This window comes from Dactylosporangium siamense (assembly GCF_016862795.1).
In the GTDB taxonomy this organism is placed as follows: domain Bacteria; phylum Actinomycetota; class Actinomycetes; order Mycobacteriales; family Micromonosporaceae; genus Dactylosporangium; species Dactylosporangium siamense.
The window spans coordinates 1-19,613 of sequence record NZ_BONQ01000180.1; the positions used below are offsets into that span (position 1 = coordinate 1).

A 19,613-nucleotide genomic window follows, 5' to 3' on the forward strand; every position below is an offset into this window, starting at 1 on the left:
CCCGCCGCCGACGGCGCCTGCCGGCCGCTCCAGCCGGCCGGCGGCCCCGACATCGTGACGGTGGGCGGGCGGTGAGCGCTCGGCCACGGCCCCAAATGTGGGACCGCACCTACCACTTTTTGGGGAAGCGTCGGCGCCGCCGAGCGGCGAAGCTGGAGGCATGAACCGGAATCCGGCAGACCCGACCGACGCGCGAGAGCGGGCGACGTGAATCGCAGACGTGTCGCGTTGGTGGCCGGGGTCGCCCTGGCCGGCGTGGCGGGCACCGGCGCCGTGGCGCTGTTCGTCCACGGCTCGCCGGCCAAGACGCCCCCGTCCGTGGCCGGCTCGGCGGCGCCGACCGCCGCGGTGACGACCACGGATGTCGCGCGGCGCCAGAGCGTGGTCGGCACACTCGGCCGGTCGGGCACCTACACGGTGATCGCACCCGGCGGGGGCACGCTGACCTGGCTCCCGGCCGCCGGCGCGGTGGTCGGGCGGGGCAAGCCGGCCTACGAGGTCGACGGGCGGCCGGTGATCCTGCTCTTCGGCGACCGCCCACCGTGGCGGCCGATGCAGTCGGGGATGACCGACGGCGCCGACGTCCGGCAGCTGGAGGACAACCTCAAGGCCCTCGGATACGGCGCCGGACTGACCGTCGACAGCCACTTCTCGTCGTCGACCTACTGGGCGGTGCGGCGCTGGCAGAAGGACTCCGGCCTGCCCGTGACCGGCACGGTCCCGCTGGGGCAGGTCGTGTTCGTCGCCGGCACCGTGCGGATCGCCGGCACCGACCGGCACACCGGCGAGGGCGTCGAGCCCGGAGCGACGGTGGCGCACGGCACGGGCGAGCAGCGGGCGATCAACGTGCAGGTCACGACGAGCGTGCTGGCCAAGATGCACGTCGGCGACACCGTCGTGGTCAACCTGCCCGATGACACCCGCAAGACCGGCACGGTCACCACGATCGGCGCGGTGACACAGCCGCAGGGCAGCGGCGCGCCCGGCGGCCAGGGCGGCAACGCGTCGCAGGCGAGCGCGTCGGTGGTGATCACGCTGACCGGCGAGATCAGCGGCATCATCGACAACGCGCAGGTGGATGTCGGCATCACCGTCGAGTCGCACCGGGGCGTGTTGGCCGTGCCGGTCCCGGCGCTGCGGTCGCTGCCGGCCGCCGCGTATGAGGTGTGGGTCGCGGACGGCTCCAGCACCCGGCACGTGGCGGTCCGGGTCGGCATCTTCGACCAGGTCACCGGTCTGGTCGAGGTCAGCGGCGCGGGCCTGGCGGCCGGGCAGCGGGTCGTTGTCCCCGCCAACACCTCCTGAGCCCTGCCCCGACACCTGAGCCCGGCCGGATGTTGTGTCCGGCCGGGCTTTCCCGCGCGGGATCAGTCGCCGTGTCTGTTGGCCGGAGTGCCGGCGTCGACCGTGATCGGACCCGGCTCGAGGCTGCGGCAGGCGGCGTCCGTCTGCCGCCATCGCGGATCGTCGTCGGCCGGCATGGGCTGCGGGTGGAAGATGCCGTCGCCGTCCGGGTCGGGCCAGTCGGGCAGTCCGCTGGCACTCTCATGGCTCGACACTGCGCGCCGCGGCCGTCCAACGCTTCGCCCGAAGGATGCCGCGGGGGAGGCCCGGTTTCGGCGTCGGGCGGGCCTCTCCCTCGAAAGAGACGGCGACCCCCGACTTTTCGGGGATGTGCCGAACGGACCCCCGGACGATGCTCGAAGGCGGCCCTCGGGCCGGCGACCTGCGTTTTGGGGGAGATCACGTGGACAACGAGTGTGAGGCCGCCGGGCCCTACTCCGGCGAGCGGCTCAACACGTTCTCCGAGCCTGAGTGGTTGCCGGTGCGCGCGCTGCTACCGGCCGACTCGCCCCGGCACGCCGGCGAGGACCTCCAGCACATGCGGATGCTCGCCCGCATCGACGCCGAGCTCCCGGCCATTATCGTGCATCGCTCGACCATGAGGGTCATCGACGGGATGCACCGCCTCGGCGCGGCCCAGCTCCGCGGCGAGCAGATGGTGCGGGTGCGGTTCTTCGACGGCACCGAGCAGGAGGCGTTCGTGCTCGCCGTGCGGACGAACATCGCACACGGGCTGCCGCTGTCCTACGACGACCGCACGCGGGCCGCGGAGCGGGTCATCGACTCGCACCCCGGCTGGTCGGACCGGGCCATCGCCGCCGCCGTCGGCCTGGGCGCGCGCACGGTCGGCAACATGCGGCGCCGCCTGCTGCGCGAGCGCAACATCGGCGATGTGCGGGTGCGCACGGGCCGGGACGGCCGGGTCCGGCCGGTGAACACCTCCGAGGGGAGGCTGCGGGCCTCGGAGGTCATCCGGCAGCGGCCCGAGGCGTCGCTGCGCGAGATCGCCCGGGAGGCCGGCGTCTCGCCCTCGACGGTCCGCGACGTCCGGCTGCGCATCGAGCGCGGCGACGATCCGCTGCCGCAGGGCCGCCCGCGCCGCGACGGTGAGCCGGCCGCGTCCGCGGAGTCGGACCGGCCGGCGGGCCCCGACCTTGTCCCGATGCTGCAGGGCCTGCAGAACGATCCGTCCCTGCGCTTCAGCGAGTCGGGCCGCGCCCTGCTGCGGTGGATCTTCTCCCGTGCGGTCCGGGCCGACGAGTGGACGGGCATCGCGGAGAAGGTGCCGCCGCACCTCCTGCCGATGATCGCCGATCTCGCGCGCGTGTGCGCCGAGGAGTGGCGGCAGCTCGCCGACCAGCTCGAGGAGCGCGGCGAGCGGGAGTCGTGACGCCCGAGCGGGAGTCGTGACCACGGAGGCGTCGCACCTCTGACCGCGGGCGAGTTGCCGCCCCTGGCCACGGAGGCGTCGCCGCTCCTGACGGCGGGCGAGTCGCCACTCCTGGCCACGGAGGCGTCGCCGCTCCTGACGGCGGGGGAGTCGCCGCTGCTGGCCACGGAGGCGTCGCCGCCCGCGACCGCGGCGTCGCTGCCGCCGTGGGGCCCGATTGGCGCCGCCGTCGCGGCGCGTTGCCGCCCGCTGCGCCCCGCTGTGACCATGTGGTCGCATGGAGGCATTGACGCTCGCCGAACTGGCTGCGCAGGCGCGGGAGCGCCTCGACCCGTCCGTCTGGGACTTCATCGAGGGCGGCGCCGGCGAGGAGCGGACCCTGGCCGGCAACCGGGCCGCTTTCGACCGCACCTGGCTGCGCCCGGCCGTGCTGACCGCATCCGTGCCGCGCCTGGCCACGACCATCCTGGGCCGCGAGTGGGCCGCGCCGGTCGGCGTCGCGCCGCTGGCGTATCACACCCTCGTCCACCCCGACGGTGAGCTCGCCACCGTGCGGGCCGCCGGGGCCGCCGGACTGCCCGTCGTCGTCAGCACGTTCGCCGGACGCGAGTTCGACGAGCTTGCCGAGGCGTCCGCGGCGCCGTTGTGGCTGCAGGTGTACTGCTTCCGGGATCGCGACGTGACCCGCGCGCTCGTCGAGCGGGCCGCGCGGGCCGGCTTCGAGGCGCTGGTCGTCACCGTCGACGCGCCGCGGCTGGGGCGCCGCCTGCGTGATGAGCGCAACGGCTTCCGCCTGCCGCCTGGTGTGCGGCCGGCCAACCTGCCGGACGGCGACTACGACTCGCCGAGCGGGCACGCGCGCACCGAGTTCGACCCCGGCCTGGGCTGGGAGGTCGTCGACTGGCTGCGCGGCCTCGCCGGCCTGCCGATCCTCGTCAAGGGCGTGCTCGGCGCCACCGACGCCGAGCGGGCGCTGGCCGCCGGCGTCGACGGCATCGTCGTGTCCAACCACGGGGGCCGCCAGCTCGACGGCGCGCCGCCGACCCTCGACGTGCTGCCCGAGGTGGCCGCGGCGGTCAGCGGCAAGGTCCCGGTCCTGCTTGACGGCGGCGTGCGGCGCGGCGCCGACGTGGTCGCCGCCCGGGCCCTCGGCGCCGACGCGGTGCTCGTCGGCCGGCCCGTGCTGCACGGCCTGGCCGCCGGCGCCGAGAGCGGCGTGGCACGGGTCCTGGAGATCCTGCGCGATGAGCTGGTCGACGTCATGGCGCTCGCGGGCATCGAGGACCTCGGCGGCATCGGCCCCGACGTCGTCGTGACGGGCGGCCGTGCCCCGGAGGCCGTCGTGACGGGCGGCCGCGCCTTGGACGCCGTTGTGACGGGCGGCCGCGCCCCGGAGGCCGTCGTGACGGGCGGCCGCGCCCCGGAGGCCGTTGTGACGGGCGGCCGCGGCCCGGAGTCGGGCCCGGTCCGGCTGCGCCGCGCGGACCTGCACGGCAGTCTGTCCGACCCGCTGATGGACACCATGAACTTCCTCAACGAGATCGCCATGCGTCACCCCGACGCGATCTCGTTCGCCCCGGGCCGGCCCTACGACCGGTTCTTCGCCACCGAGGACATCATCGGCTACATCCGCCGCTACCTCGACCACCTCAGCGGCCTCGGGCAGACGGCGGAGCAGATCCGCTCGGCGATGTATCAGTACGGGCCGACCGCCGGACAGATCCGCGAGATCATCGCGGACTCGCTGCGCGCCGACGAGGGCATCGATGTGCCGGCCGCGTCGATTGTCGTGACGGTGGGCGCCCAGGAGGGCATGTTGCTCGCCGTCCGGGCCCTGATGGCCGGGCCACGCGACGTGCTGCTGGTGTCCAGTCCGTGCTACGTCGGCATCAGCGGGGCCGCCCGCCTGCTCGACGCCGACGTGGTCCCGGTGATCGAGCGCCCCACCGGCCTCGAGCCGGCCGACGTCGCGGTGGCGATCGAGGCGCAGCTCGCGCTCGGGCGCCGGCCGCGGGCCCTCTACCTCATCCCGGACCACTCCAACCCGGCCGGCACCACGGTGGGACTGCTGGCGCGGCGGGCGCTGCTGGAGCTCGCCGCGCGATACGACATCCTGCTCATCGAGGACAGCCCGTATCGCCTCGTCAGCCCCGGGGCCCAGCTGCCCACCCTCAAGGCGCTGGACACCGGCCGCCGCGTCGTGCACGTCGGCTCGTACTCCAAGACCGTCTTCCCCGGTGCCCGCGTCGGCTACGTTGTCGCCGATCAGCCCGTCGAAGGCGGCGGCGTCCTCGCCGATGAGCTGGTGAAGCTCAAGAGCATGGTCACGGTGAACACGTCGCCGCTGAGCCAGGCGGCGGCGGCCGGGGCGCTGCTGTCCGCCGGAGGGCGCGTCACCGAGCTCAACACCGGCCCGGCGGGGCACTACGGCGAGTCGATGCGGCTCATGCTCGAGCACCTCGACCGGCGGCTGCCGGCTGAGCGGAGGGCCGCGCTCGGCGTCGACTGGAACCGGCCGACCGGGGGCTTCTTCCTCGCCGTGACGGTGCCCTTCGCCGCGGACAATGCGGCGCTCGCCCGCTGCGCCGAGGGCTTCGGGGTGCTGTGGACGCCGATGTCGTACTTCTACCCCGGCGGCGGTGGCGAGCACGCCCTGCGCCTGTCGACGAGCTATCTGACGCCCGCGGAGATCGAGGAGGGCACGGGGCGGCTGGCCCGGTTCATCGAGGCGGAGGCGGGGCACTGACGCGCGGAGGCCGGGCACCGACGCGCGGTCATGCGGAGCCGCCTCGGTAGGCTGGGCGGCAGTGTCGGTGGACGTGGTGACGGGTGAGGCGGTGTGGCAGGCGGCATGGTCAAGGTGCTGATCGTCGACGACCACGAGGTCGTCCGGCAGGGACTGCGGTTCATGCTCACCCAGGAGCCCGGCTTCCAGGTTGTCGGCGAGGCGGCCGACGGCCAGGAGGCGCTCGAGGCGATCCGCCGCCTCGCGCCCGACGTCGTCCTGCTCGACCTGGTGATGCCCGGCCTCGACGGCCTCGGCGTGCTGCACGCGCTCAACGGCCAGCCCAACCGACCGGCCGTGATCGTGCTGACGTCGTACGCCGACGAGAACAAGGCGATCGAGGCGATGCGCGTCGGCGCGCTGTCCTACCTGCCGAAGACCACTCCCGGTGAGCGGGTGACGGAGGCGGTGCGGGCGGCGGCGACCGGCGGCAGCGTGATGACCCCGACCGTGGCCGCCGCGCTGGTCCACCGCTGGCGGGAGCGCGAGCGCGAGGGCCCGCTGGAGCGGCTGTCCGCCCGCGAGCGCGACGTGCTGGTCGAGCTGTCCCGCGGCCGGTCGAATCGCGAGATCGCCCGGTCGCTGTCGCTGGGCGAGCAGACGGTGAAGTCGCACGTGTCGAGCATCCTGACGAAGCTCGATCTGCAGGACCGCACCCAGGCGGCGATCTTCGGCCTGCAGCACGGCCTGGTGCCGTTGGGCGAGGCGCTGCAGACCGACGACTGACCGCCCCCGGGCGGCGAACCCGACGAGCCGGACAGGCCGAGACGGCGGCCCAAGACTGTGCGTCGGCGAGCGGTCGCCCCGTTCAGGCGACGATCTGGCCGTCGCGCATGACCACCTGGCGCTGGCAGGCGTCGGCGACCGCGTGCTCGTGCGTGATGATCACCATCGTGGTGCCCGACGCGTTGAGCTCGGTCAGCAGGGCCATGATCTCTTCGCTGTTGTTCGAGTCGAGGTTGCCGGTGGGCTCGTCGGCGAAGACGATCGACGGGCGCCCGACCACCGCGCGGGCGATCGCCACCCGCTGCCGCTCGCCGCCGGAGAGTTTGGTGACGCGATGGTGGATGCGGTGCCCCAGGCCGACCCGGATCAGCGCCTGTTCGGCCGCGGCCCGCCGCTCCTTGGCCGGCACGCCGCGGTAGAGCAGCCCGTTGGCGACGTTGTCCAGCGCGTTGAGCGACTCGAGTAGGAAGAACTGCTGGAACACCACCCCGACCCGGTGTGCGCGCACACCGGCGAGCTGGCGGTCGGACAGGCCCTGCACCGCCATACCGTTGATCAGGACCGAGCCTCCGGTCGGCCGGTCCAGCGTCGCCATCAGGTTCAGCAGCGTGGACTTGCCGGATCCGGACGCGCCGGAGATGGCCAGCATGTCGCCGGCCTGCACGACGAGGTCGACCCCACGCACGGACTCGACGGGCGGCTCGCCCGGGTAGGTCTTGCGGACCTCGCGCAGCTCCAGCACGGACATACCCTCACGATGCCGGGTGCCGGTCGCGCGCGCATCCCCCAAAGGTCAAACACCACCGTCCCCATTTTGGGGATCTCGCCGCGGCCGGAGGCCGGCCGACGCGTCGGCCGACGCGCCGGCCGACGCGCCGGCTGATGTGCCGGCTGATGCGCCGGGTGTCTCGATGGCGCCCGGATGGAAGTGCTCTGACGGCCCGATGGCAATCCTTGTCCGGCTTCGCGGGCCCGTGCCACGGTTGGCCATCGGCCCCTGAAGGGAACTACACCGATGACCTCATCGACCATCGCTCCGGTTACCGGAGTGCGCATGGATCCGCAGTTCTTCCGCTTCGACGAATACGACGAGTTCGACCCAGAACGAGTCCTCGACGTGCTGCGGGGCCGCCGACTCGGCGTCATCTTCCGCGGCGTCATCCCGCTCGCCGTGCAGCAGGACCTGACCGCCCGGTTCTGGAACAGCCAGGGCCTCACGCGGCGCACCGGCGAGCCGTCATACCACGTGGGCGCGTACCACTGGAACAAGCCGGTCGACACCTACCTTGCCGAGACCAGCAAGGTTTCCGAGCAGGTCATGGACGTGCTCAACTGTGACGACTCGCCCTGGCACTGGTTCCGCGACCGCATGAACGACCGCCTGGCCGGCGACGGCGCCCGGCTCCGGACCGCCGAGATGAACGGCGAGCAGGCGTGCCCGGCGCTGGTGCGGGCCTGGAACAAGGAGGGCGAGTTCGCCCTCGAGCCGCACGAGGACGAGGCCCAGTGCCGCGACCCGCGCCAGGCCGGCTTCGAGGTCCAGCGGGTGCTCGACTACGAGGTGTGCGCGACGAACATGTGCATCGAGCACGAGGGCGGCGGGCGGCTGGTGTTGTGGAACATCCGGCCCGACGACGACAGCCGGCGCCGCTTCGACATCCTGCACTCCGGATTCTCCTACCCGCCGCGCACGCTGGACGGCATCGAGCGCGTCAACGTCGACATCCGCCCGGGTGACGTCTACGTCTTCAACGGCCGGCACGTGCACGCCGTGGACGCCACGCGCGGCAACCGCACGGCGATTTCGTTCCTGCTCGGCTTCATCGACGAGCAGACCGTCGTCACGTGGACCTGATCATCAGCCGGCGCACGCCGTCTCCCAACGAGGGAAGGTCATGACCGAGCAATCGCGCTTCCTGCGCCCCAACGTCATCATCGAGCCGCTCGTCGACCGGTTCTACGCGTGGCACCACACCGTGGCGCCCGTCCAGGGCTCGTTGAACCTGTCGGTGCTGCAGCTGCCGATGCTGGAGTCATACCTGCAGTCGCCCCAGGTGCACGCGGCGGCCTGCAGCAACCCGGACCTGCGCGGGGGATACTTCGTCAACGTCCCCGAGTCCCGCGCCGGCGAGGTGCGCGACCTTGTCGCGGCGATCAAGCGGGACCGGGCGCCGATGCTGCGCTTCGCCGAGGCGATCGGCGAGGCCGAGACGCTGGTGCGCCAGGAGGCCACCGGGTTCGACCTGACGCCGCTGTATCCGAAACTGCCCTCGGAGCTCAACGGGGTCGTCGAGCTGGCGTACGACTGCGGCAACCAGCCGACGCTACGCTTCATCGAGCCGGTCGCGTACCGCAGCGCCGCCTACCAGGAGGAGCGGCAGTCCGTCCAGCTGTCGATCGAGCCCGGCGTCGAGCGTCCGTTCATCCTCAGCACGCCGCGCCTGCCCTCGCCCGACGTGCTCGAACTGGACATCCCGTTCCGCCACGACGGCCTGCGCGAGCTGTTCGCCGCGCGGCTCAACCCGACGACGCTCGGGCGGCTGCGGGAGGCGCTCGAGGTGCCCGACGCGCAGGTGCCGATGCTCGAGCGGCTGCTCACCGACGCACCCGGGCAATCGCCGGACCGGCACATCGAGTCCGGCGGCCGCATCCGGTACTTCGGGCATGCCTGCCTGGTGATCCAGTCGCCGGAGGCCACGGTCGTCACCGACCCGTTCATCAACGCCGACACGAACTCGACCGGCCGGTTCCTGCTCAACGACCTGCCCGACCGCATCGACCTGGTCGTCATCACGCACGGCCACCAGGACCACATCGTGCTGGAGACCCTGCTGCAGCTGCGGGGCCGGGTCGGCGCCGTGGTCGTGCCGCGCTCCTCGCGCGGCAACCTCTGCGACCCGTCCCTCGGCCTGTACCTCAAGCACCTGGGCCTGCCGGTGCACGAGGTCGACGACTTCGACGAGGTCCAGTTCCCGGGCGGCAAGGTGACCGCCACCCCGTTCCTGGGCGAGCACGCCGACCTCGACATCCGCGGCAAGTCCACCTACTGGGTGGAGATCGCCGGCAAGAAGATCTTCATCGGCGCGGACTCGTCGGGCATCGACCCGACGCTGTACCGCTACATGCGCAACGACCTCGGCCAGGTGGACATGGCCTTCCTCGGCATGGAGTGCGACGGCGCACCCCTGACGTGGCTGTACCAGGCGCTGCTCACCCGGCCGGTGACGAAGAAGATGAGCGACTCGCGCAAACTGTCCGGCTCCAACGCCGCACAGGCCGGCGCGATCGTCACCGAGCTCGGCGCGCCCGAGGCGTACATCTACGCCATGGGCGAGGAGGACTGGCTCGGGCACGTGATGGCAACCAGTTACACCCCCGACTCGTTCCAGCTCAAGCAGATCGAGCTGTTCCTCGCGTGGTGCGCGGACAACGGGGTCAAGGCCGAGCACCTGCTCGGCCAGCGTGAGTGGCGTTGGTAGCACGACCTTCAGGAGGACGCTGTGCGTACGGTCAGCTTCGACTTCGAGAACCCCGAGGCGCGGTTCAAGGTGCTCGTCAACGAGGAGGAGCAGTACTCGCTGTGGCCGGGTGACCTGCCGGTGCCGGGTGGCTGGGCCGAGACGGGGGTGCACGCCTCCAAGGAGGAGTGCGACGAGTATCTGCGTAAGACGTGGACCGACATGCGGCCCAAGAGCCTGCGCATCGCGCTCGACGGGAAATGATCGGGGCCACCGAGCATGCCCCACGCCTTCACCAACAACATCCGCCTGGCGTTCGAGCGGCACGGCCGGGGTGAGCGGGTGCTGTTCATCATGGGTTCGTCGGCCAGCGGCCGGGCCTGGACGCTGCACCAGACCCCGGCCGTCGTCGCCGCCGGATACCAGGCGATCACCTTCGACAACCGCGGCATCCCCCCGTCGGACGTGCCGCCCGGCCGGTACACGCTCGACGACATGGTCGCCGACACCAAGGGCCTGATCGAGGGATTGGACGCGGCGCCATGCCGCATCGTCGGCACGTCGCTCGGCGCCATCATCGCGCAGGAGCTGGCCATCAGGCATCCGGAGCTGGTCCGCTGCATGGTGCTCATGTCGACGAAGTCCCGCTCCGACCCGACCCGGCTCGCACACTCGATGGCCTACCGCGCCCTGGCCGAGAGCGGAGTGCGACTGCCGCCGGAGTTTCGGGCGAGCATCACGGCGTTCGAGATGCTCTCCCGCGCGACGCTCAACGATCCCCAGGCCTCGGCCGCGTGGTTGGACACGCTCAAGCACGCCGCCGCGGCCGAGCCGCCCGGCTACGGCGGGGGACAGGAGTGGGTCGACCTGACCGTCGACCGGCGCGACGGCCTGCGCGGGATCACCGCGCCCTGTCGCGTCATCACCTTCTCCGACGATCTGATCACGCCGCCGCACCTGGGTGCGGAGGTCGCCGAGGCGATCCCGGACTGCGACCTCGTGGAGGTCGCGCAGGCCGGCCACTTCGGCTACCTGGAGCGCGCCGACGAGGTGAACTCGGCGATCCTGGAGTTCCTGGCCAAGCACGAGGAGCTGGCCTGAGGCCGGCTCAGTCACACCATCCCGACCGGAGGCGCCGCGCAAGCGGCGCCTCCGTCGCGCGTTTCCCACCGTGCTTCTGGTGTTGCGATGGTGGCGCTCTGGAAACGCGTTCGAGGCGCTTGCCGGTCCGGCACCGGCGTGGCGAACATGGGTTACGACCGGTCAATTGCATACCAGTACCACCGAAAATCGGCTCTTACTCTGACTGACGATGTCGTGCGGAAAAGAGGCCGCCATCGCCCGGTTAGGAGTGCGAATTCGCGTTCGCCAGGCAGCGCAGAGCACACGTAAGGGTTTCAAGTGCGGATGTCGATGTCACGGCGTGCGGCCCGGAATGGGTTTCCGGGCTCGCAGCCTTCTCAACCGGGCCGACGAGACGCCTTCACGGCGTTGGGCCCCGCCATGTCGTCACGACTGGGAGATGAGCTCAACATGGATCGATTGCAACTCGAACACTCCGAAGTCGACCAGGTGAACCGGCTGCTCGACCGGCACGCGGACGAGCTGTGGCCGCTGGACACCGAGGAGGCGCTGCACCGCGCCGCGGTGCTGGCGCACCAGCTGCCCGAACGGACGCAGGACAGGGTCGCCGCCTTCCGGCTGGAGCAGACGTCCGGGGTGCTGTGCATCAGCGGCTACAAAGTGGACCAGGACCGCCTCGGGCCCACGCCGTCGCACTGGCGGGACCGGCCGGATCGATCGCCGGCGCACCGCGAGGAGCTGGCGCTCGTCATGCTCGGCTCGCTCCTCGGCCACCCGTTCGCGTGGGCCACGCAGCAGGACGGCCGGCTGATCCACGACGTCGTGCCCATCAAGGGCCACGAGCACGAGCAGCTGGGCTCCAGCAGCGAGGCGCTGCTGACCTGGCACACCGAGGACGCGTTCCACCCGCTGCGGGGCGACTACCTGACCTTCGCCTGCCTGCGCAACCCGTACGCGGCGGCGACCACCGTCGGCTACGCCGACCACCTCGACCTGCCCGACGGCGCTCGCGAGGTGCTGATGCAGGAGCGCTTCGGCATCCGGCCGGACGAGTCGCACCTGGCGAAGAACAACTCCGAGCCGGGCATGGACGCCTTCGACGACATCAACGAGATGCAGCGCAACCCCGACCTGGTCGCCGTGCTGTTCGGCGATCCGGCCCAGCCCTACATCCGGGCCGACCCGTACTTCATGATCGTCCCGGACGGCGACCAGGAGGCCCAGTGGGCCCTGGACGCGCTGGTGAAGGCCATGGACAACGCGATGTTCGACATGGTCCTCGACGGCGGCGACTTCTGCTTCATCGACAACTACCGGGTGGTGCACGGCCGGAAGCCGTTCACGCCCCGGCACGACGGCACCGACCGCTGGCTCAAGCGCATCAACCTGACGCTTGATCTGCGCAAGTCCCGCTCGGCCCGGCCGGTCGCCGCCGTGCGGGCCATCCACTGAGGTTTCCGTGGTCCGGCCCCGCCCGGACGGTGTCTTCCGCGGTCCCGGCGGACGACCCGTTCGGGCGGGGCACGTTTTGTAGACGGACATTGCGGCGTCCTGTTATGTATCCGGTGCGGGTGTTCGACTGCTCGCGCGACCCAGTTGGACAGGCGGCCGGGCCTGAGGCTCAACGAGGGGAATCGATCGGCACAGCGTGAACGACCCGCAGGCGGCGACGCGGGTCGGCGTTCGACCAAGGAAACACGAGCTTCGGGGGAGCTGCCTTGGAACAGCCGCACATACTCCGCATGCTGACCGACCGGCCCGCGCCGGCCGGCGAGGTGGGCGACGGCGGATCGGACCCGCCGCCCGGTCCGCAACGCTCCGGTGACGTCTCGCCGGCGCAATGGGTGCCGGTCCGCTCCCTGCTGCCGGCGGACTCGCCGCGCCAACGCGGCGAGGACGTCAAGCACACGCAGATGCTGTCGCGCATCGACGCCCGGCTCCCGCCGATCCTGGTGCACCGCCGGACGATGCGGGTGATCGACGGCATGCACCGCCTCGGCGCGGCGGTGCTGCGCGGCGACGAGCTCATCGAGGCGCAGTTCTTCGACGGCACCGAGCAGGAGGCGTTCGTGCTCGCAGTGCGCACGAACATCACCCACGGCATGCCCCTGTCGTTCGAGGACCGCGCACGGGCCGCCGAGCGCATCATCGTCGGCCAGCCGACCTGGTCGGACCGCGCCATCGCCGAGGCCGTGGGTCTCGGCGCCCGGACGATCGGCAACATCCGCCGCCGCATGCGCATCCACGCCGACAGCGAGGTGCGGGCGCGCAAGGGCCGCGACGGGCGGGTCCGGCCGCTGGACAGCGCCGAGGGCCGCCGCCGGGCGTCGCAGATCATCACCGAGCGGCCCGAGGCGTCGCTGCGGGAGGTCGCGCGGGAGGCGGGCGTCTCGCCGTCGACCGTGCGCGACGTGCGCCGGCGCGTGCAGCTCGGCGAGGACCCGGTGCCGGTGCCACGCCAGCGGCGCGGCGCGGAGCCGCCGGAGGCCGCCGAGCCGGCCGAGCCGGCCGATCTGACCGCGCTGCTGCTCGGCCTGCAGAACGACCCCTCGCTGCGGCTCACCGAGTCGGGCCGCGCCGTGCTGCGCTGGATCTTTCTTCGTGCGATCCGCGCGGACGAACGACTTGATGTCATCGACAAGGTGCCGCCACACTGCACCTACATCATCGCCAACGTCGCGCGCTCATGCGCCGGCGAGTGGTCGCGCCTGGCCGATCAGCTCGAGCAGCTCGAGCAGGCCGAACGGCGCGACCCCGACTCCCCCTGACGCCGGGTCCCGGATCGACCCGCGCGGCCGGCCGCCCGGCCGCGCCGCGTCGTGCCACGACCGGTCCGGCCGGCGGCAAACGAGAAAGGTGCCCGACCATGACCTCCGTGGTAATCCGTCCGCGCAGTAAGCGACGCATGTGGGGCTGGACCTTCCGATGACCATCGCGATCGGCACGCAGACGCCGGACACAACCGAATCGGCTCTCCACCCGACCGCCGGGCCATCGGCAGGCCCGGCGGTCGTCGCGCTCACCCACCCCTGGCCCGTTCCCGCGCCCGGCGAGGCCGCGCCCGGCGCGACGGACCGCGCCTCCATCGCCGCCGCCACCATCGCCGGCGTCGGCACCGCGGTCGCCGGCACGGCGTACTCGCAGGAGGACCTGCTCGACCTGTTCGCGATCACCGACCCGAAGGTGCGCTCGGTGTTCAGCAACAGCGCGATCCACCGCCGCTTCCTCACCGTGCCGATCAGCCCCGACGGCGCTACCTTCGACGAGCCGCAGGGCGACCTGCTGCGCAAACACAAGGCCGTCGCCGTCGACATGGGCGCGCGGGCCCTGACCGCCGCGCTCGCCGACGCCGGGCTCGGCCTCGCCGACGTCGAGTACCTGTGCTGCGTGACCTCCACCGGCTTCCTCACGCCGGGCCTGACCGCGCTGGTCATCCGCGAGCTCGGCATCGACCCCGGCTGCCACCGCGTCGACGTGGTCGGGATGGGCTGCAACGCCGGCCTCAACGCGCTCAACGCCACGGCCAACTGGGCCAAGGCCAACCCCGGCCGGGTCGCCGTGATGGTCTGCGCCGAGGCGTGCTCGGCCGCGTACGTGATGGACTCCACGATGCGCACCGCCGTGGTCAACAGCCTCTTCGGCGACGGCGGCGCGGCCTTGGTGCTCGTGGCGCCGGACCCGGCCGCGGCCACCGCGTCCACTGCGTCCACTGCGGTCGAGGACCGCGGCGCGCCGCGGCGCCCGCGGATCCTCGGCTTCGCCAGCCGGATCATCACAGACGCGTTCGACGCCATGCGGTACGACTGGGACGACGCGCAGCACCGGTTCAGCTTCTTCCTGGACCCCGACATCCCGTACGTGGTCGGCGCGAACGCCTCGATCGTCGTGGACCGGCTGCTGGGCCGCGCGGGCCTGCGCCGCCGCGACATCGGACACTGGCTGGTGCACTCCGGCGGCAAGAAGGTGATCGACGCCGTCCGGGTCAATCTCGGGCTCACCCGCCACGACGTCCGGCACACGACCGGGGTGCTGCGCGACTACGGCAACCTCTCCAGCGGCTCGTTCCTGTTCTCCTACGAGCGGTTGCTGCGCGAGCGGGCCGTCGAGCCCGGCGACTACGGGGTGCTCATGACGATGGGCCCCGGATCGACCATCGAAACGGCGCTGGTGCAGTGGTGACGGGGGCGGCAATGTCCGATGAACAGGCGGCCGTGAGCCGCATCGAGCTGAGCGTCGACGGCGAGCGGCCGCTGTCCGCCGAGACCGTCGACGCGGTCGCCGGGATGTGCCGGCGGGCCGAGGACGCCGACGGCGCCGCGGTCGTGGTGCTGCGGGTGTCGGGAACGCCGCGGGGCGAGTGGGCCCGCGACCTGAACCTGCGGCTGGTGAATCGCTGGGAGCAGGCGCTGCGCCGCCTCGAGCGGGTGCCGGCCACGACGATCGCGCTCGCTGCGGGAGCGTGCGGCGGGCCGGCCCTCGACGTGCTGCTGGCCACCGACCACCGCATCGCGGCGCGGAGCGTGCGGCTCGTGCTGCCGATGCAGGGCGGGCTGGTGTGGCCCGGGATGGCGCTGTACCGGCTGGCCCGGCAGGCGCCCAGCGCGACGGCCGTGCGGCAGGCGGCGCTGTACGGCACCGCGATCGGGCTGGACGACGCGCTCGCGCTGCACCTGGTCCATGAGGTGACCGGGGATGTCGAAGCGGCGCTCGGCGTCGCGGTGGGGCGGGCGGCCGCGGTGTCCGGGACGGAGCTGGCCGTGCGCCGGCAGCTCGCCCTGGACGCGCCGACCGTCGCCTTCGAGGAGGCGCTGGGCACGCACCTGGCCGCGGTCGACCGCGCGCTGCGTATCGCCGCGGGGACGCCGTCGTGACGGCCGGGACGCTGACCGGGCGCGGCCCGGCCGAGGACGCGGGCCCGGCGGAGCTCGGCCGCGCCCGGCGCGCGGTCGCCGAGGCCGCCGAGCGCGCCGCCTCGGTCGTCGAGGCGCTTCCGGTGCCGGCCGAGCGTTCGGCGCCCCAGCGGGCCGTCGCGGCGGCCGCACACGCCGAGGCACGCCGGGTCCGGGGCGAGTTCCTGGGGCGGCACACCGTCGCGGTGTACTCCGAGCTGACCGCCCAGCGGACGCGCCCGCTGAGCGTGGCGGCGCTGTGCGCCGCCGCGGCGACGGCGTTCCCGGGGCTCGTGCCGGGGCCGGCCGCCGTGGCCGCCGACCGCGCCCGTCCGCAGGCGGCCAAGGAGGGCTGGGAGATCGACCAGGGCGTGTTCGTCAGCGCCGTCCTTCGCCACCCGGACGAGGGCCGCCACCTGCTGGAGTCCATGCTGCGCCCGACGCCGAGGGCCCAGCGGATGTTCGAGGACTACCGGCGCGCCGGCGAGGCCGACCTCGGCTCGGTCCGGCTCGCCCGCCGCGACGGCGTGGCGCACCTGACCATCTGCCGCGAGGACTGTCTCAACGCCGAGGACGAGCGCCAGATCGACGACATGGAGGTCGCCGTCGACCTGGCGCTGCTCGACCCGGCCGTCGAGGTGATCGTCCTGCGGGGCGGGGCGATGACGCACCCGCGGTACACCGGGAAACGGGTCTTCTCCTCCGGCATCAACCTCAAGGCACTGCACGCGGGCACGATCGGCCTGGTCGACTTCCTGCTGCGGCGGGAGATGGGCTACGTCGCCAAGCTCACCCGCGGCCTGCGCGGCGACGCCGGCTGGTGGGAGCGGCCCGGCGGCAAGCCGTGGCTGGCCGTCGTGGACGGCTTCGCGATCGGGGGCGGCTGCCAGCTCCTGCTCGTGGCCGACCACGTCATCGCCGCGTCGGACGCCTACCTCAGCCTGCCGGCCGCTCAGGAGGGGATCGTGCCCGGCGCGGCCAACCTGCGGCTCACCCGGCACGGCGGGGCGCGGCTGGCGCGGCAGGTCATCCTGCTCGGCCGCCGGCTCCGGGTCATCGAGCCGGACGCGCGGCTGTTCGTCGACGAGGTCTACGACGCCGGCGAGGAGCTCGACCGGGCCGTGGGTGCGTGCGCGGACCGGTTGCGCGGCGACGCGGTCGCGGCCAACCGGCGGATGATCGTCGAGGCGGAGGAGCCCCTGGACGCGTTCCGCGCCTACCTGGCGGAGTTCGCGCTGGAGCAGGCGCGGCGCATCTACAGCCCCGACGTCCTGGGCAAGGTCGGCCGGTTCGTGGCGGCCGCATGAGCGGCGCGGGTGCGGGCGAGGGCTCCCCGGCCCGCGTGCGGTACGAGAAGCGCGACCGCGTCGCCTACGTCACGATCGACCGGCCCAAGGTGCTCAACGCGATGGACCTGCGCACGCACGAGGAGCTGGGCTGCATCTGGGACGACGTCGAGGCCGACGACGACGTGCGGGTGGTCGTGCTGACCGGCGCCGGCGACCGCTCGTTCTGCGTCGGCCAGGATCTGCGGGAGCGGGCCGAGCTCAACCGGTTCGGCGCCGAGCCGACCACGTTCGGCAGCCACGGCCAGCCCGGCTGGCCCCGGCTCACGGAGCGGTTCCACTTCTCCAAGCCGATCGTCGCGCGGGTCAACGGCTGGGCATTGGGCGGCGGGCTCGAGCTGGCCCTGGCGTGCGACATCATCGTCGCCGCCGAGCATGCCGTCTTCGCGTTGCCGGAGGTGCTGCGGGGCCTCGTCCCGGGCGCCGGCGGTGCGTTCCGGCTGGCCCGGCAGCTCCCGCTGAAGGCCGCGATGGGGTATCTGCTGACCGGGCGGCGGTTCACCGCGGCGACGGCGCTGCAGCTCGGGCTGGTCAACGAGGTCGTGCCGGCCGAGCGCCTCGACGAGTGCGTGCGCGAGTGGACCGACGACCTGCTGCGCGCGGCGCCGCTGGCCGTCCGTGCGGTCAAGGAGGCGACGATGCGCTCGCTGCACATGACGATCGAGCAGGCGATGGCGACCCGGTTCGAATGGGAGCAGCGGCGCATGTACAGCCGCGACGCCGTCGAGGGGCCGCGGGCCTTCATACAGGGCTGCGAGCCGGTCTGGTTCGGCCGGTAGGCGAAGCAGGACGGCAAAAGGCCGGTAGGCGAAGCAGGACAGCAAAAGGCCGGCGGAGTCACACTCCGCCGGCCTTTTCGCGTCGCCCGGGCTACCAGCGCCACTCGCGCTTGTTGAACAGGTGCTCGGCGGTGATGCCGTGCTCGACGCACCACGCCAGGAACTCGTCGATCTGCTTGAGCTGGTAGGTGTCCTCGGTGTACGTCGTCGCCATGACGTGGCCCTGCCAGCTCTCCTCGCCCATGGCATAGATGTAGGCCTCGTCGGCGTCGAGCTCCTGCATGATGTCGGCCGCCTGCTTGGCGTTGGAGCCCGACAGCTTGCGCGAGTCGCTCATCTTCTTCGTCACCGGGCGGGTCAGCAGGCCCTGATACAGCCACGTCAGCGGCGCGCCGTCGCACTCCATGCCGAGGAACGCCATGTCGACCTTGCCGAGGTGGCTCTTGATGTAGCGGTACAGCACCGGGTCGATGCCCGACGAGTCCGCGCCGATGAACGCCGACGCCCCGGCCAGCTGCACGATGAACGTCGACTTCGCGCGGATGTCGAGGTCGGAGTGTTCGCCCAGGAACGGCGTCGCGACGATCCGCCCGCCGGTGAACGGCACCTCGTCGAAGTCGTCGACCTCGATGACGTTGAAGCCGATCGCCTTGAGGTACAGCCCGATCGACGGGTCGCACAGGTTGCCCCGTGACGAGCGCGGCACGACGACGGCGCCGATGCGGTGCCGCAGCGGGATCAGCGTCTCCAGCACGATGTGGTCCTGGTGGCCGTGCGTGATGAGGACGTAGTCGATGCGGTCCGGCAGGTCGTCCATCGTGTAGCGGTCGCCGTGGCGGTTGTCGGTGCTGATGAACGGGTCGGTGACGATGGCGACGTCCGGCGTCTGCAGCACCAGACAGGCGTGGCCGAAGTACCGGATGCGCCCGCCCGCCTCGATGTGCCGGTCCGGGGCGAGGCTCGGCGCGTCCGACAGCAGCGTGGCCAGTTGGGCGGCGAGGGCGTCGTCGGTGAGCTCCAGCGCCTCGCGCAGCGCGGCCAGGGTCGTGGGCGCGGTGCGCGCCGCGAACAGCGCGTCGAGGCCCGGGTGGTCGAAGCGCAGCGGCAGGTCCAGGACGCCGGGGCCGGGCAGCCGGGGCGTGCTGAGGATGAAGGGCCGCTCGACGCCGGTGTCCAGGGACAGCTGCACCGACTGGCGGCCGCGGTCATAGACCGGGCTGACGTACACCAGCGGCTCGATGTACCGCATCGAGGGCTGGTTGTTGGTGTCGTAGGCCAGCTCGACGAGGCCGTTGAGCGCGGCCGGCAGCTGAGGGTACAGCGGCGTCAGGTCGAAGCCGGTCGCCTGCTGCTCGAGCATCGCCTCGGCCTCGGCGACCCCGGCGGCGAACGCGAGCATGTCGGCCCGGTCGCGCTTGATGCCGTCGAGCAGGTCGGCGACCTCGTTGCTGCGGGACTCGTCGATGTTGACGAAGTACCCGCCGCGCAGCGCAGGGTTGCGGCTGGCCGCGAGGTGGACCTGCGGGTTCTGCAGGTACGACTCGAGCAGCGGCACGTGGAGGTTCGCCAGGTTCATCGAACCCTGCACGGGCGAAACGAGGTACATCCAGGCGAAGAACCGGTCGACCAGCGGTTCGATGATGGCGTTGGAGCGAAGGAAAACCGGCTCGTCCGGCATGCCCATGGTGGAGCTCCCTCCAGTGTCGGGAACGGTCAGCCGCCGCGGGTCGAAAGGCCCGGCGGATGGCGGAAGAAGGTGGCAGCGATCCGGCCGCCGCGAGTGTCATGATGCGGCCCGCGCGGCTGTTCGGGC

Annotated in this window: 17 protein-coding genes and 1 pseudogene; 15 read left to right on the top strand and 3 right to left on the bottom strand. The window is 72.4% G+C overall.

The genetic code is table 11. The features are described from left to right. Positions 1 to 207 precede the first annotated feature (207 nt). The gene (locus Dsi01nite_RS52540; RefSeq protein WP_203854046.1) at positions 208 to 1,305 is read left to right on the top strand and encodes a peptidoglycan-binding domain-containing protein; all 1,098 of its coding nucleotides are present in this window, start codon (positions 208 to 210) and stop codon (positions 1,303 to 1,305) included. A gap of 62 nt (positions 1,306 to 1,367) precedes the next feature. Here Dsi01nite_RS52540 and Dsi01nite_RS52545 read toward each other — a convergent pair whose 3' ends face one another. After that, positions 1,368 to 1,559 (bottom strand): hypothetical protein, encoded by a 192-nt coding sequence (locus Dsi01nite_RS52545; protein WP_203854047.1) that lies wholly within the window; start codon positions 1,557 to 1,559, stop codon positions 1,368 to 1,370. A 188-nt stretch (positions 1,560 to 1,747) separates the two neighbouring features. On the opposite strand from Dsi01nite_RS52545, the gene Dsi01nite_RS52550 reads away from it, so the two are divergent. The 4 genes and pseudogenes from Dsi01nite_RS52550 to Dsi01nite_RS52560 all read left to right on the top strand — a co-directional run bounded on the left by Dsi01nite_RS52550 (position 1,748) and on the right by Dsi01nite_RS52560 (position 6,245). Continuing rightward, positions 1,748 to 2,734, top strand: a complete 987-nt coding sequence (locus Dsi01nite_RS52550; RefSeq protein WP_203854048.1) for a ParB N-terminal domain-containing protein — start codon at positions 1,748 to 1,750, stop codon at positions 2,732 to 2,734. A gap of 277 nt (positions 2,735 to 3,011) precedes the next feature. Further along, a pseudogene (locus Dsi01nite_RS59100) lies at positions 3,012 to 4,034 on the top strand (alpha-hydroxy acid oxidase); the annotation flags it as partial. Between the two features lie 213 nt (positions 4,035 to 4,247). After that, the gene (locus tag Dsi01nite_RS59105; RefSeq protein ID WP_373318962.1) at positions 4,248 to 5,480 is read left to right on the top strand and encodes an aminotransferase-like domain-containing protein; all 1,233 of its coding nucleotides are present in this window, start codon (positions 4,248 to 4,250) and stop codon (positions 5,478 to 5,480) included. Positions 5,481 to 5,585: 105 nt separating this feature from the next. Next, positions 5,586 to 6,245: a response regulator transcription factor gene (locus tag Dsi01nite_RS52560; protein ID WP_203854050.1), complete on the top strand. Its 660-nt coding sequence runs from the start codon at positions 5,586 to 5,588 to the stop codon at positions 6,243 to 6,245. A gap of 82 nt (positions 6,246 to 6,327) precedes the next feature. Here the strand turns inward: Dsi01nite_RS52560 and Dsi01nite_RS52565 are convergent, their stop codons facing one another. Beyond that, on the bottom strand, positions 6,328 to 6,987 hold the full coding sequence (locus Dsi01nite_RS52565) for an ABC transporter ATP-binding protein (protein WP_425554283.1): 660 nt from the start codon (positions 6,985 to 6,987) through the stop codon (positions 6,328 to 6,330). A gap of 312 nt (positions 6,988 to 7,299) precedes the next feature. Between Dsi01nite_RS52565 and Dsi01nite_RS52570 the strand changes: the two genes are divergently transcribed. From Dsi01nite_RS52570 to dpgD, 10 genes are all read left to right on the top strand, one after another. Beyond that, entirely contained in the window at positions 7,300 to 8,100 is an 801-nt protein-coding gene (locus Dsi01nite_RS52570) for a 2OG-Fe(II)-dependent halogenase WelO5 family protein (RefSeq protein ID WP_203854052.1), read from the top strand. Positions 8,101 to 8,140: 40 nt separating this feature from the next. Next, positions 8,141 to 9,724 (top strand): MBL fold metallo-hydrolase, encoded by a 1,584-nt coding sequence (locus Dsi01nite_RS52575; RefSeq protein WP_203854053.1) that lies wholly within the window; start codon positions 8,141 to 8,143, stop codon positions 9,722 to 9,724. Between the two features lie 21 nt (positions 9,725 to 9,745). Next, positions 9,746 to 9,967 carry an MbtH family protein gene (locus Dsi01nite_RS52580; RefSeq protein WP_203854054.1) on the top strand — a complete coding sequence of 74 codons (222 nt, stop codon included), beginning with the start codon at positions 9,746 to 9,748 and terminating at the stop codon, positions 9,965 to 9,967. A gap of 15 nt (positions 9,968 to 9,982) precedes the next feature. Next, on the top strand, positions 9,983 to 10,804 hold the full coding sequence (locus tag Dsi01nite_RS52585; RefSeq protein WP_203854055.1) for an alpha/beta fold hydrolase: 822 nt from the start codon (positions 9,983 to 9,985) through the stop codon (positions 10,802 to 10,804). A 432-nt stretch (positions 10,805 to 11,236) separates the two neighbouring features. Then, positions 11,237 to 12,238 carry a guanitoxin biosynthesis L-enduracididine beta-hydroxylase GntD gene (gene gntD / locus Dsi01nite_RS52590; RefSeq protein ID WP_203854056.1) on the top strand — a complete coding sequence of 334 codons (1,002 nt, stop codon included), beginning with the start codon at positions 11,237 to 11,239 and terminating at the stop codon, positions 12,236 to 12,238. 290 nt (positions 12,239 to 12,528) lie between these two features. Continuing rightward, the gene (locus tag Dsi01nite_RS52595) at positions 12,529 to 13,554 is read left to right on the top strand and encodes a ParB/RepB/Spo0J family partition protein (RefSeq protein WP_203854057.1); all 1,026 of its coding nucleotides are present in this window, start codon (positions 12,529 to 12,531) and stop codon (positions 13,552 to 13,554) included. A gap of 157 nt (positions 13,555 to 13,711) precedes the next feature. Then, positions 13,712 to 14,965 (top strand): 3,5-dihydroxyphenylacetyl-CoA synthase DpgA, encoded by a 1,254-nt coding sequence (gene dpgA, locus Dsi01nite_RS52600; RefSeq protein ID WP_203854058.1) that lies wholly within the window; start codon positions 13,712 to 13,714, stop codon positions 14,963 to 14,965. Between the two features lie 11 nt (positions 14,966 to 14,976). Then, entirely contained in the window at positions 14,977 to 15,657 is a 681-nt protein-coding gene (gene dpgB, locus Dsi01nite_RS52605; protein WP_203854059.1) for an enoyl-CoA-hydratase DpgB, read from the top strand. Beyond that, on the top strand, positions 15,654 to 16,982 hold the full coding sequence (gene dpgC, locus Dsi01nite_RS52610; RefSeq protein WP_203854060.1) for a (3,5-dihydroxyphenyl)acetyl-CoA 1,2-dioxygenase DpgC: 1,329 nt from the start codon (positions 15,654 to 15,656) through the stop codon (positions 16,980 to 16,982). The genes dpgB and dpgC overlap by 4 nt, the downstream gene beginning before the upstream one ends. Continuing rightward, positions 16,979 to 17,800 (top strand): enoyl-CoA-hydratase DpgD, encoded by an 822-nt coding sequence (gene dpgD / locus Dsi01nite_RS52615; RefSeq protein ID WP_203854061.1) that lies wholly within the window; start codon positions 16,979 to 16,981, stop codon positions 17,798 to 17,800. The genes dpgC and dpgD overlap by 4 nt, the downstream gene beginning before the upstream one ends. Before the next feature lie 91 nt (positions 17,801 to 17,891). Here the strand turns inward: dpgD and Dsi01nite_RS52620 are convergent, their stop codons facing one another. Next, positions 17,892 to 19,484: an MBL fold metallo-hydrolase gene (locus tag Dsi01nite_RS52620; RefSeq protein ID WP_203854062.1), complete on the bottom strand. Its 1,593-nt coding sequence runs from the start codon at positions 19,482 to 19,484 to the stop codon at positions 17,892 to 17,894. Positions 19,485 to 19,613: the final 129 nt, after the last annotated feature.